Genomic DNA, 12,507 nt, shown 5'->3' on the forward strand with positions numbered 1-12,507 from the left:
GATGACCGCACACACGATGGTGAGCAGGAACATGAGCCCGAGTGCCAGGCGGAGGCTACCGAACGCCTGCATCGCGAAGCCACTGAGGAAGCTACCTCCCGCGATACCGACCGTGAAGACACCGGCCAGCTTTCCGATTGCCGGGCGCGTCTGATCCTCCCGGAGCCGGGAGGCGAGGATCGCGATTTCCAGCGGAAGCCACACGGCCAGCGGCCCCATGAGAACGCGGCCGATCAGCAGCACCGCGAAGTTCGGCGCGATTGCCAGCAGAAGACTTCCCAGTCCCACGCAGACCACGGCGATCCGCAGCATCTTCCGGTGCCCGTAGAGGTCACCGAGCCTGCCGAGCACGGGCACGGCGACGACGACGCTCAGACTCTGAATGACGATGACCCACAGCAAAGCACTTTCCGACACATTGAATTCAGTCCCGATATCGGGGAGCAGGGGGCCGAGATATCCTTGGTCGACACCACTGATGAATTCCATCGTCATGAACATCGCAATGAGAACCGCGGGGCTCACTGTCAACAGCGATAACCGGCCCTGAGGTTTTGCTGCGGTTTGAATCTGATTACTCACCACGAGCTCCATTTCTTGCAACCATCCTAGCCATTATCGGCCTCACCACTTGACCGCCCGAACTCAGATATCGAGGACGATCCGTGTACTGCTGGAGCGAGAAACGCAGATCATCATGCACGACCCGCTTGCCTTGTCTTCATCGCTCAGTACGTAGTCGCGATGGTCGGGCGTGCCCTCCACCACGGGGGTCTCACACGCCCCGCAGATCCCCTCCGAACAGGAACTCAGCGTGCTCACCCCCGCTTCGTCGAGCGTTGCGAGAATGCTCTGACCAACAGGCACCGACACGGTGACACCGCTGCGCTTCGCCACAACCTCGAACGGTGCGTCCGCGCCTTCGTCGACGGCGGACGACGCCGGAGCCGAGAACCGCTCCAGACGGATCGCACCCGCCGGCCAGGACTCGGCCCGCGCCTCGATTGCGTCCAGCAGCGGAGCGGGTCCGCAGGTATAGACGGCAACGTCTGCGCGAGGGTCGCCGAGCGCCCGATCGAGGTCGATCAGCCCGACTTCGTCCGCAGGCTGCACGGCTACGCGCGTGGCGTCGAGTTCGTCGAGGAACGCCATCGAAGCCCTGCTGCGGCCTCCATAAGTGAGGTTCCAGTCCAGTCCCCGGCGCTCTGCTTCCCGGATCATCGGGATCAGCGGGGTTATGCCGATACCGCCGGCAACGAACCGGATGTGTGCAGGCGGATCGAAGGGGAAGTGGTTGCGAGGCTCCCCGACCTCGACGAGTGCGCCCACCCTCAGCTCGTCGTGGATGTACAGGGAACCCCCGCGTCCTTCGGCTTCCCTGAGGACCCCGATACGGTAGTACTTGCGGTCGCGCGGGTCACCGCACAGCGAGTACTGCCGAATCGAGCCGTCGCCGACCGTCAGGTCGACGTGCGCCCCGGCTTCCCACTCGGGAAGGTCCCGACCGGTGGGGTCAACCAGGGTGAGGGACACAACACCTTCGGCTTCCCAGCAAGCACTTCTCACCAGCAACTGCATTGTCTTGCTCCACTTCATGACGTCAGTGAGGTCACACTGACGGGATCAGGCCACCGTCAACGCGCAGGGCGGTACCGGTGATGTAGCTCGCTCGCGAACTCGCGAGGAATGCAACCGCAGCTGCGTACTCCTCGGGGTTTCCGTAGCGTCCCGTGGGAATAGAGGCCATGCTCGCCTTGGCGGCCTCCTCTGGGGTGATTCCGGTACGTTCTGCGCGCGCAGCGTCGAGGCGACCGATACGCGGGGTCTCGATGCGTCCCGGCACGACCAGGTTGGCGGTGACTCCATCGGAGGCGATCTCGCGAGCCAAGGTCTTGTTCCATCCGACCAACGTGGATCGCAACGCATTGGAGAGCCCCAGGTCGGGAATCGGTGTGATGACACCACTGGAGACGTTGGTGATCACTCGCCCCCATCCTCTGGCGCGCATACCGGGTAGCACGGCATCGGTGATGCCGATAACAGAGAGCACCATGGCTTCGAAGTGCGTCTGCCACGACGATGCGGGCTGGCCGGTTATCGGCGATGGTGGCGGCCCCCCGGTCATGTGCACGACGATGTCGATAGGACCAAGGGCGTTCTCGACGGCTTCGATGTTCCCGGCGATAACGTCCTGATCCGCCAGGTCCCACGGAACGGCGACAGTGGTGGTCGACTGCGCCACCCGCGCGCGGGTCTTCTCGAGCGCTTCGGGACGCAGGGACGCCAGGCCCAGACGCACACCTTCGCGCGCGAGTTCGTCGGCGATGGCTCCGCCCAGTCCGCCCCCGGCGCCGAACACCAGCGCCACCTTGTCTTTCAGCTGAAGGTCCATGTGTTGCTTTCTCTAGGTCTAGGTTTCATTCGTTGGGGACGCCGCCCACGGTGATGGTCCGAAACTCGCGATCAGGGGCTGAGCTCACCGAGGATCTGATAGATCGCCTCACCGCTGAGGCCGGATCCTCCGGATTTCAGCGGAGCGCGACTACTGGGAACCACTTCGCCGCGCACGTGCCGTTCGAAAAGATAGCGAACCTTCACGCGCTCGACTTCTTCCATTGCCTCGAGCGCGGTGGCTGCTTCGGCCAAGACACCCGGCAGCTCGGGGTACTCGGCCCGCCTTCGCCAAGTGCCGTCCTCGTGCTCGACCGAGTGCACGACGAGCATGAAGGGTACGGCCAGGAGGTCACGGAGTTCCATCGCGGCCTGCTCCGGTCATTTCGCCGGCCGGGATGGGACGGAGGCCTGTGCGGGCCCCGGCGGTGGCCTCGACCCACGGTTCGTCCCGTTGGAGTGCCGTTGCGTAGGAACGAATGTGGTGGGTTTCCGGGTCGATGCCGGGCGGAACTACATCAGGGTTGTTCTGCAGGGCCCGAATCTCCGCGAGCAACCGCTTGCGGACACCGATCACTGCGGCGTCCGAGCTACCGAGGTTTTCGTTGTTCCGGTCCACGATCGGACCCATGCTTTCCTGCAGCGCGGCGTCCTGCATGGTGATGCCGGCGATGCCCGTCATCGACCCCCACCTTTGCAGTGCCCGGCTCTGCAGGTAGTTGTTGCCGGCGTTCTGGATGGTCTCGAACGTGCCCTGCTGCAGTGCCGGGTGGATGTCGAGGCCGAGCTTGATGAAGTCGATCTCCTCCTTCCGGAGATCGCGTTCCGGGTGGTAGTCGATGCTCCACGCCCAGCAACTGCCGTCGTCCCGGGGGACCCAGGCGTGGGCACCCGCCGGGTCGTCACCGTTCCACGGGATCTGGGTGTACCACGGAGAGGTCCAGGGGGTGATTCTCCAGTAGTAACGGTCGTCTTCGAGTTCCCGTCGGGCGCCGATGAGCACGCCGTAGTCCGTCGGCTCGAGAAAGAAGCGCGGCGACGTGTCCGTCTTGATTGCGCCGTGGTCGCGGCGCCTGTTCCGCTTCCAGTCCGGGCGCCACAGTTCGGCGTCGTTGTGGAGGAACGAGACGTGACTCGAATCGATCCCGCCTTCCATGGCCTGGAAGTAGTTCGCGTGCTGGATGCGCTTCGAGACGTGGCGACGATGGAAGGATACCGTCGTCCACTCGAACTCGGGCACGGGCGGCTGCTTCTCCGCTGGGCCCATGTAGACCCAGTAGACGTCGCCACGCAGCACCAGCGGGTAGGTCACGACCTTGATGTGCTCCTTGAACCGGCTGTTTGCCGGCTCACTCGGCATGTCGATGCAAGCACCGGTTTCCAGGTTGTACTTCCACCCGTGGTACGAGCACCGCAACCCGTTTTGGCCGTCGGGTGAGTTGTCGCTGCTTTCATTGCGTCCGAAGAACAGTGAGACACGGCGATGCGGGCAGAATTCCTCGACCAATGCGGTCTTGCCGTCTGCGCCGCGGACTGCGATCAGGTCCTCGCCCAGAAGCTTGATTCGGACGGGCGCGCAACCGTCGTCGGGAAGCTCCTCGGCCATCAGCGCCGGAATCCAGTAACGACGCAGGTAATTCCCCATAGGCGTGCCGGGGCCGGTCTGGGTGAGTAACTGATTATCCTCGGTTGACAACATGTGCCGTGTCTCCTGTGGGTTTGGTTTCGAAGGGTCTGAAGTCAGGCTTGCAAGAAGGCCGTGACAACGGAGTCGTGCTCTTCGGGCTTCTCCCACTGCGGCCAGTGGCCTGCGTCCGCGACACAGTGGTACTGCGCGTCGGGGATCACCGAGCTGAGCTGGCGACCGAACTCCGGGCCGGTTCCGGGATTGTGGTCGCTCCACAGCACCAGGGTGGGCTGCTTGATCTGGCCGAGCATCTCCGCGGTGATGCGGTGCGGTGAGTCCAAGGTGAAGCTGTTCTGCATCACGTTGACCAGTCCATCGCGCGTTTCCGGACGCTCATAGAAGAACTGACGCAACGTGACGAGTTCCTCGGTGACGCGGCTGGGCTCAGCCATCAGCCACTCGAGTCGCTTACGCACGGTCTCACGGGTCGGGTCATTGATGGCGGCCAGTGATCGCTCCCGCAGAGATTTCTTGGCTTCCAGCCTCTCCGGTGTGACCTGCAAGGCCTCGAGCTCGGCCCCGGCCGTCGTGTTGAGGATGATCTTTCCCACGCGGTCCGGGTGGTGCAGAGCGGCCCACATGGCGACCCATCCACCGAGCGACTCACCCTCGAGGTGAGCACTGTCGGCCCCGATCGAATCCAGCAGGTCGATGACCTGGTCCACATACGCGGGAACCATGTCGGTGGTGAACTCCCGGCCACTGGAGAATCCGTGCCACATCAGATCGATTGCCAGGACGTGGTAGTTCTCGCTCAGCCGCATGATGTTACGGCTGAATGCCTCGGCATGACCACCGTTTCCATGCATGAGGACGAGGGGCTGTCCTTCGCCCGCCTCGATGACACGGGTCTTGTACTTGTTACCCCTGAATCCGACCGACGCACCGACCAGGTCGTTCCAGATGCTGTTCACGGACAACCGCCCGCCTCCTTCTTGCGAATGTTCATTGACCGCCGCTGCGAGCGTGTCAGTTCTTCCGATGTCCCCATACTTTGTCGCCGGTGTACCTGGTGGCGACGTGCTTCGACGGGTCGATCAACAGACCGCCGGCGCCGTATTCGAGCCTGAACCCGGACGGCGACTCGAGGTAGCACGAGATCATCTCGTCGTTGATGTGTCGACCGAGCCCGATCAATGGCGTGCCGCCCTCGGCATACAACCGATCGAGCGCTCGGCCGACCATATCGATCTCGGTCGGCTCCACCATCAGATGGCTGACCGACGGAGCCGCCGGGTCACCCTGGATCAGGGCCAGGCTGTGATGACGTTCGTTCACGTGCAGGAAATTGATCAGCCGCGGCGGCGCGATCAGGTAGTCGCTCAGTCCCAATCCGAGCCCATCACGATAGAACTCGTTGCATGCGTCGAACTCGACGGTGCGAAGGACGATGTGGCCGATACCCAATGCCCCGGCGACGAACTCGGTGCCCGTAGGCGACTGGAACGGAAGCGGTTCGGCGCGCGGCCCCCAGTAGAACTCGACCCGGTTTCCGTCCGGATCGAGGGCGCTGTACATCTGCGCGACGCCACGATGGTCAGCGAGATCCTGACTCTCTTCGGTCAGCTCGACGCCACGCGCCGTCAGATGATCGACCAGGGCAGCGAGTGCGCTCGGTGAACTGGTTTCCCACCCGAGATACGCCAGGCCTTCCTGGGCGCCTGCCTCGACGGCGAGGCGCCACGAGCGCTCGTCCATACGCAGGCGCAGTTCTTCATCTGCAGTCTCGAAATCCGAAACATCCTGCAGTCCGAGGATATTAGTTCCAAACGATCGCCAGTCCTCGAGACGGGCACTGGTGAATCCCACGTATCCGAGCGCACGGATCAGTTGCTCTGTCATGACAGCCTCCAGACCAGAGAATCAGACGACGTCGGTCATGTCGTACGGCTGCACCTCGGCATCGAGCGTCACCGAGTGGCGCAGGATCTCGAAGCTGTCGCCCTTGACGGCCAACAAGTCGTCGTACGTGCCGGCTGCGTGAACGTGGGAGTGACCGTCCAGGCCGTTGCGGACCAGGACCACGCCCGCCTTCACATTGAGCGTTCCGTCAGTGCCGATGTAGACGCGGTGATTACCGATCACGTGAGTTCTCGGCTTCCGCGACATCCGCCAGTATCCGGACAGGTATGCCGCTCGAATCTGCAGTGCGACAAAACCTTTCTCCCTGGTCAGGTAGAAGCCGGTGTCGACGTTCCCTTGGTCTATCAGCATGTACTCGGCGTCCTTGTCGAAGAACCCCAGCCAGTCGCGGTAACGGTCCTCGGCCAGACACGCGGCCCAGTCGGCATAAAAGCCGCGGACTCGCTCCAGCAGAACGGGATCGTACGTGCGTGTTCCGCTGATCGGCGCCGCTTCTACCTGGCTGACCTCGTGATCCAGCGTTTCCTGCTCACTCATGGACGAACTTCCTTTCGAGCTCGATGGGCTCTTCGTTGATGTAGGCGTTCCAGATCTTGTGGAAGCACCGCAACGAGTATTCGTCGAACTTGTCGCCGACCTTGCCGGGCTTGAGACCGCGACCCATGTGGGAGGTCGCGAGGCTACTTCCCTGCAGGCCGCTCTGCGCGCGCACTGCCGCCTCGATGTCGTCGGAGGAGATCTTGCCCCACGAACCCTGGGAGTCGCCGCTGCCCTGGAGCCGGCGCTTGCGCTCCTCCTCGGAATCTCCGACCTTGCCGAACACGAGAAGCTCGACCACGGTGTTGTCGAGACCGAGCGGAGTCGCCACCTCGACGAAGATGTTGTGGCCCTGAATGTCGTACTGCAGGTCGAAGTTCGGGAAGACCGCGAAGATCGTGGTTCCATGGCGCACATCGCGCTCCCACGCATCCAGGCGTGCTTGCTGCTCTTCCTCGGTGTGACCGCGGCCCTGGTTGTCGGCGGGCTTGAGGTCCAACTTCTCACCGAGCTCCGAGGCCAGTCCGGCGGCGAACTTCTCGATGTTGAACGTCCCGTACGCCGGGAACGTCAGCATCGAGTGCCCGCTGGAGAGCTCGACGTTCTTGCCGGGCTGCATGCCGCCGCGACCATCGGCGACCAGGCGATGCAGAAACTGCGGATGGTAGTTGTCCCGGAAGTTGTCGGTCCAGAGCTTCCAGTTACCTGGGTAGTCCCAGCGTGCGCGGCCGATTACTTCGGTACCTTCCATGAAGTCGCGAAGGTAGCTCGCGGCCTCGCCCAGGTATTCCTCGAAGTCCTCGACTGCCGGATCGATAGCGGCGAAAATCAGACCAGCGAACTCAGCGACCTTGACGGGCGTCAGGCCGTACTGGGACTTGTCGAGACCCTCCCCGTAAGCCCTGGGGAAGGGCACTCCGACGAGGTCGCCTGTGTCGCTGAAGGTCCACGCGTGGTACATGCACTTGACCGACCCCGGGCAGTTGCCCTTGCTGCCGAGAAGGACCTCGACTCCGCGGTGAGTACACGCATTGTGGAAGCCGCGGATGACGCCGTCGTTGCCACGCCACACGGCGACCGGCTCACCGGCGATCTTCGCCGTCCGGTAGCTGCCGTTCTCGGGGAGCTCCGACGTGTGACAGATGAGCTGCCAGGTGCGACGGAAGATGTTCGTCCGCTCCTGCTCGAAGATCTCGGCGTCGGTGTAGTTCTTGCGCGACACCAGCATCGGAGACAAGCGCGTGCCGTCATCGGCAGATGTCAACGGGCGTTCGATCTGTGTGGTCATTGGTACGTCCCCCTTCGAGACGGGTGAATCAGGTTCTTAGACATGCCCAAACTTCTTCAGCGCATCGTCGAGTGACAGTCCGGCTTCGAGGTCGACGCGCAGTGCACGCTCCTGCTCCTGGAGGGCCTCCGTACGCTCGAGCACCTCCAGCACGGCATCCTTCGGTACGACCACAGCACCGCTCTGGTCAGCGAGGATGAAATCGCCGGGCTGGACGACGACGTCATTTGTTGCGCCCGGAAGAGTGACCGGCGTTCCGTGTTCGATCACGCGCCAACGGCCGATCGACTGGACGGCAGCACGGTAGCGGGCGAACACCGGAAATCCCTGCTCCTGCAGCGGTGCCAGGTCGCGCACACCACCGTCGATAACAGCACCCACACATCCTTGAGCCTGCATGCGGTAGGCGATCATGTCGCCGAACAACGCGATTCCGTCGGCGCCGCCGCCCCACACCGAGACCTCGCCCGGGCCGATCTGCTCGCAGGCGAGCATCTTCTTCTTGTCACCGTCGGCCAGAGGGTAGGAAGCCATCTCGCCGCGAATCGTGAACGCCCAGCCGCCGAATGACGGTGCCGTTGGCGGCTGCGGGAGGAAACTTCCCGAAAGGGCCTGGTCGACGTATCCCATCTCGTCAAGCACATCGCACACGTTGGCGGTGTCAACCTGCAGGAATCGCAAGCGGACCTGCTCCGCTTCGGTGGTTTGGCTGGTGGTCATGTGATGCAGTACCCCTTCGAGATTGAAAAACGTTCGGTCTTTGATGCTCAGTTCACGAGCCGACGACGAGTGGCGCGTGCCGCTTCCACAGGAGGCTGATCACCGACAACGCGGTGATCCGCCCGGTCTTCGGGTTCTCCGACGGAATGTTGTTGATCGTCATCGATACCCGGACGGCGTTGGAATCGACCGTCACGGTGTGCTGGTTCGTGTCCAGCTCCGGATCAATCCAGACCTCGGCACGAGTGGTGTCCGGTCCGACGCCGGCCAACGCGAGCGCTGCCGTGACGTTGAGATTCGCCGGGAATCCCCCCGCTGCCTCACGCGCCGTTCCCTCGAAGATCCGGGTCCGCTCGGTGATCTTCGCCGGATCGATGTCCGTACCCTCGAAGAACGGTGCCCCGACCAAGGCCCGCGGCGGCTTGACGCTTTCGATTGCCACCTCGCAACGATCCGAAAGGGCCGCAGCTCCAACGACGTCGAGACCGAGGAGCGCCCCGCTGGGGATCAGCAGCCGTCCACCGTGCAGGCGTGCGGTCTCGATGAGCTCCGGGAACTGCAGGAGCGCACCGGCGCTGACGACTACAACCTCCTTGCCGGCTTCGAGCACCGGAACCGCGATCTGCGGTAGCAGATGTCCGGAGGTGCATTCGATGACCAGATCCGCGGTCAAGTGCAGGTCGTCGAGCCCGACAGCCGCGACGTCGTGGATGCCGTCCGCGACAAGCTCCGCCTTGACGTCGACCGGGCGGCGGGTCGCCACCGCCACCAGTTCGAGGCCGGGAATTCCGCCACGCAGCTCTTGAACGAGACGGCGGCCGATCGCGCCGTAACCGGCAATGGCTACACGTTCGGTTTTGTTTGTCATGTAACTTTCACTCCTCGATGCTGCGCAAGAACTGGTCGACGATTCGGTTGAACTTCGCTGGCTGCTCCAGGTAGGGGAAATGCCCGCACCGGTCGAACACGATGTGCTCCCCGTGGGGCACCAAGCGGGCGACGTTGTCCGCCGCGGCCTTGTTGCCGCGCGGGTCGTCGGCACCCCAGATCCCCAAGAAGGGCCCCGCCGTACCACCGAGGCGGCTGCCGAGCTCCTCACCGAAGTGGAAGTCGGTGTTCACGGTGCCATGGGCGGCCGTCCCGCCCGCCCTGCGTTCGTACGCCTCCCGCGCGCCGGGCAGTGCTGCCGAGGTCATCTGCATGAGAAGGACCGCGTCGGAGACGGTATCGATGTCGTACACCACGTTCGCCATGGTCCTGCGGACGTTCGCCAGATCCGGGTTGTCGTAGTACGAACCGGCATTGGCGCGGGACCCACCCAACGTCTCGGTGAGCATCTCGGCGGTACCGCCGAGGGCGACCTCGGAGCAGACCGCGGTCAGGCTCCGGAACCGGTCCGGGTTTCGAAGGTAGAGATTGCTGACCAACAGCCCCCCGCGCGAGGTCCCCAGCAGGTCGGCGCGGTCCAGTCCGAGTGTGTCCAGGAACGAACCGAGATGGTCGAGCATCTCGTTCATCGGCTCAGGGCCGGGTTCGCGGATGGAATCGGTGAACCCGCAGCCGAGCAGATCAGGGGCGATCACACGTCGGCCTACTGCGAGCTCGTCGAGGTTGTGGAACCAGCTGTCGGCACCGAGTCGGATGCCGTGGACCAGTACGAGAGGATCCCCGGTTCCTTCTTCATAGAAGCGAGTCCTGACGCCGTCCACATCGATGAAACGAACCTTCACGACTTGACCAGCACTTCTTCAGCACAGGGCACGGAAAGAGGCAGGTGGAGCCCCGTGCCAGCGAAATACAGGGAGAACTTCATGGGTGGCCAGCTCCTTACAGAACGAAGAGAGCCAGGTCGTCGTGGAGGGCGACCAATTCATCGGCGATGGGTCGCTGGTCGGCATAGAACTGCATGAGGAAGCCGTTGGGGTCGTTCACGAAAACACTACGGCGACCGCGCCACTCGACGTCCGCGACGACATCGTGGCCGGCCGCGGCCAGCTGCGGGAGCGCGGTATCCAGGTCGGCGACGGACTCGACTTCCCAGGAGAAATGGTGCAGACCTGCCGACCGACCGGTCGCTTCGTGAACCAGGGTAAGAGCAGCCTCCCCGGTGGCGCCGGCGAGAACGACGTAGGGCGATTCCACTGTGCCGTGGATCGGGACGAGGCCGACAACGGTGGTGTAGAAGTCGAGCATCGCAGAGAAGTCTCGTGCGACGAGCGTTGCAGCCGAGATCCGCTTGGTGGGGAAGATCGCCCCGTCAACAGGCAGAAGATCAGGATTGACGGGAAAGCGCGCCTCTTTCAGGGGCACATTGTCGCCTGGTTTCCAGTCGACCTTGTGCGGCTTTTCATCCACGTTGCCCGAGCGCAGCTCACGCCAGTTGCTCTCGATGTCGGCGTAAACCTCGACGCCGTTGCCGTCAGGGTCTTTGAGATAGATGGCATGAGCGACATCGTGTGAGGCCGTCTTGGTGAACTTCACGCCATTGCTGACGGCCTCGTCATAGCCGTATACGAGGTCGGACTCGGTCGCGAGTTCGAAGGCGAGATGGTTCAGCCGTGACTGGCCTTCCCCACCCGCTTCCATCAGTCCGATGTCGTGATAGGTGTTGCCGTTGGTGTGGAAGTACCCGCGATCACCTTTGTGATAGTGCAGGCCCACACCCGCGACCTCCCGATAGAAGGCACTGACGGCGCCGGCGTTCGTCTGGAACAGATTGACGTGTCCCAGCCTGCGTGCCCGAAAGAAAGACGAACGGTCAGTACTTTGCGGAGAAGTTTCTGCGGTTGATGTCATGCGCACTCATTTCCAGGTCTCGCTTGCCGAATAATCAATGTCGGCGCGCGGATTATCGACGCCGATATTCCTTCGCAACCGGGTGCCGGAATGGGCCGCGCCGGGAGCCTCAGGAAGCTTGGAGTTCCAAGTTTGTGTCAGCCTTCACACAAGGCGGAAGACCCATCTGATACACCTCTGTGGAAGCACGTATCGGCAGTACACGGCAGATGCGCTCATCTGCCGTGCGGTGCGGCACTGGTGCCCATTTCCGGGCGTATAGTTCTAGGCCATGGCACCCGAAGAGAGTGACTTGGGAAGTTTCCTCCGCTCCCGCCGCGCACGCATGAAACCGACCACTTTCGGTGTAGACGTCGCCGCGAGACGAGTCCCCGGCCTTCGACGGGAAGAGGTGGCCGCACTCGCCGGCATCAGTGTCGAGTACTACGCCCGCATCGAACGTGGCCGGAAGCAGCAAATCTCCGAATCCGTACTGGACTCCCTCGCACGCGCGCTCGAGCTCAACGACCTCGAGGCGACGCACCTGCGCGACCTCGCGCACGCCGTCGCGAACGCTTCGGGGACCCCTAGACGGCCGGTTCGTCACAGCGACGCCATACGCCCCCCACTGCAGGCGATCCTCGATGCACTCAGTCCACAGCCAGCATGGATCACCAACCATCGCATGGATTTCCTTGCCGGGAACCGCGAGGCGTATGCCATCTACTCGCCGCTTTTTGCCAACCCAGAAGACGAGGGCAACCGCGCACGCTTTCTCTTTCTCAACCAGGCCAGTCGAGTCTTCGAGTGCGAATGGGATCGCGGCGCCGCCGAAGCTGTCGGGGCACTGCGCCGTTACGTCACGCGCCATCCTGAGGACCGCAAACTCGCCAAACTCATCCTCGATCTCAACTCGCAGAGCGCGGAGTTCAAAACCCTCTGGGCTGACCATAATGTCGTCCACCACCGCAGAGGCAAGGTCCTACTGGACCATCCGTCCATCGGCAAGCTTGAACTCGACTACGAACGACTCGATTCGACGTACGATCCGGACCTGACCATGTTCATCCACCTGGTTGAGAACGGTTCGAGCACTGCTCGTAGAATTGCCGAACTAGTCGACACGACTGACCAACGGACGGACAGCTAAGCCTGAATCCGTGGATGATCGCGGTGGCGGATCGGCGTGGGAGATCAGGAAAGTGCCTCGTGAACTGGGATAATCGGGAGTGTCTAGGTCCTGATT

The 12,507-nt window shown here is 63.0% G+C and carries 14 protein-coding genes; 1 reads left to right on the plus strand and 13 read right to left on the minus strand.

Annotation, left to right across the window (positions count from 1 at the left end):
* From ACFTWF_RS44465 to ACFTWF_RS44525, 13 genes are all read right to left on the minus strand, one after another.
* A partial coding sequence (locus ACFTWF_RS44465; RefSeq protein ID WP_378467430.1) for an MFS transporter occupies nucleotides 1-489 on the minus strand: 489 nt, incomplete at its 3' end.
* 156 nt (nucleotides 490-645) lie between these two features.
* Nucleotides 646-1,533, minus strand: coding sequence for a PDR/VanB family oxidoreductase (locus ACFTWF_RS44470; protein WP_378467431.1), 888 nt, complete (start codon nucleotides 1,531-1,533; stop codon nucleotides 646-648).
* Between the two features lie 76 nt (nucleotides 1,534-1,609).
* A complete protein-coding gene (locus ACFTWF_RS44475) occupies nucleotides 1,610-2,392 on the minus strand; it encodes an SDR family oxidoreductase (RefSeq protein WP_378467432.1) in 783 nt (260 codons plus the stop codon).
* Nucleotides 2,393-2,463: 71 nt separating this feature from the next.
* Nucleotides 2,464-2,757 carry a hypothetical protein gene (locus tag ACFTWF_RS44480; protein WP_378467433.1) on the minus strand — a complete coding sequence of 98 codons (294 nt, stop codon included), beginning with the start codon at nucleotides 2,755-2,757 and terminating at the stop codon, nucleotides 2,464-2,466.
* Nucleotides 2,744-4,090 carry a Rieske 2Fe-2S domain-containing protein gene (locus ACFTWF_RS44485; RefSeq protein ID WP_378467434.1) on the minus strand — a complete coding sequence of 449 codons (1,347 nt, stop codon included), beginning with the start codon at nucleotides 4,088-4,090 and terminating at the stop codon, nucleotides 2,744-2,746. Before ACFTWF_RS44485 ends, ACFTWF_RS44480 begins: the two co-directional genes overlap by 14 nt.
* 41 nt (nucleotides 4,091-4,131) lie before the next feature.
* Nucleotides 4,132-4,992, minus strand: coding sequence for an alpha/beta fold hydrolase (locus ACFTWF_RS44490; protein WP_378467443.1), 861 nt, complete (start codon nucleotides 4,990-4,992; stop codon nucleotides 4,132-4,134).
* Nucleotides 4,993-5,047: 55 nt separating this feature from the next.
* A complete protein-coding gene (locus ACFTWF_RS44495) occupies nucleotides 5,048-5,920 on the minus strand; it encodes a VOC family protein (protein WP_378467435.1) in 873 nt (290 codons plus the stop codon).
* A 21-nt stretch (nucleotides 5,921-5,941) separates the two neighbouring features.
* On the minus strand, nucleotides 5,942-6,478 hold the full coding sequence (locus ACFTWF_RS44500) for an aromatic-ring-hydroxylating dioxygenase subunit beta (RefSeq protein WP_378467436.1): 537 nt from the start codon (nucleotides 6,476-6,478) through the stop codon (nucleotides 5,942-5,944).
* Nucleotides 6,471-7,766 carry a Rieske 2Fe-2S domain-containing protein gene (locus ACFTWF_RS44505; RefSeq protein WP_378467437.1) on the minus strand — a complete coding sequence of 432 codons (1,296 nt, stop codon included), beginning with the start codon at nucleotides 7,764-7,766 and terminating at the stop codon, nucleotides 6,471-6,473. The genes ACFTWF_RS44500 and ACFTWF_RS44505 overlap by 8 nt, the downstream gene beginning before the upstream one ends.
* Before the next feature lie 36 nt (nucleotides 7,767-7,802).
* Nucleotides 7,803-8,486: an RraA family protein gene (locus tag ACFTWF_RS44510; protein WP_378467438.1), complete on the minus strand. Its 684-nt coding sequence runs from the start codon at nucleotides 8,484-8,486 to the stop codon at nucleotides 7,803-7,805.
* Between the two features lie 52 nt (nucleotides 8,487-8,538).
* A complete protein-coding gene (locus ACFTWF_RS44515) occupies nucleotides 8,539-9,354 on the minus strand; it encodes an aspartate dehydrogenase (RefSeq protein WP_378467439.1) in 816 nt (271 codons plus the stop codon).
* Between the two features lie 7 nt (nucleotides 9,355-9,361).
* Nucleotides 9,362-10,216 carry an alpha/beta fold hydrolase gene (locus ACFTWF_RS44520; protein ID WP_378467440.1) on the minus strand — a complete coding sequence of 285 codons (855 nt, stop codon included), beginning with the start codon at nucleotides 10,214-10,216 and terminating at the stop codon, nucleotides 9,362-9,364.
* Nucleotides 10,217-10,313: 97 nt separating this feature from the next.
* Complete coding sequence (locus ACFTWF_RS44525; protein WP_378467441.1) at nucleotides 10,314-11,282, minus strand: VOC family protein; 969 nt, start codon at nucleotides 11,280-11,282, stop codon at nucleotides 10,314-10,316.
* Between the two features lie 271 nt (nucleotides 11,283-11,553).
* Here ACFTWF_RS44525 and ACFTWF_RS44530 point away from each other — a divergent pair, with 271 nt between their 5' ends.
* Nucleotides 11,554-12,411 carry a helix-turn-helix domain-containing protein gene (locus ACFTWF_RS44530; protein ID WP_378467442.1) on the plus strand — a complete coding sequence of 286 codons (858 nt, stop codon included), beginning with the start codon at nucleotides 11,554-11,556 and terminating at the stop codon, nucleotides 12,409-12,411.
* Nucleotides 12,412-12,507 lie beyond the last annotated feature (96 nt).

The organism is Rhodococcus sp. NPDC056960 (assembly GCF_042674125.1).
GTDB lineage: Bacteria > Actinomycetota > Actinomycetes > Mycobacteriales > Mycobacteriaceae > Rhodococcus_F.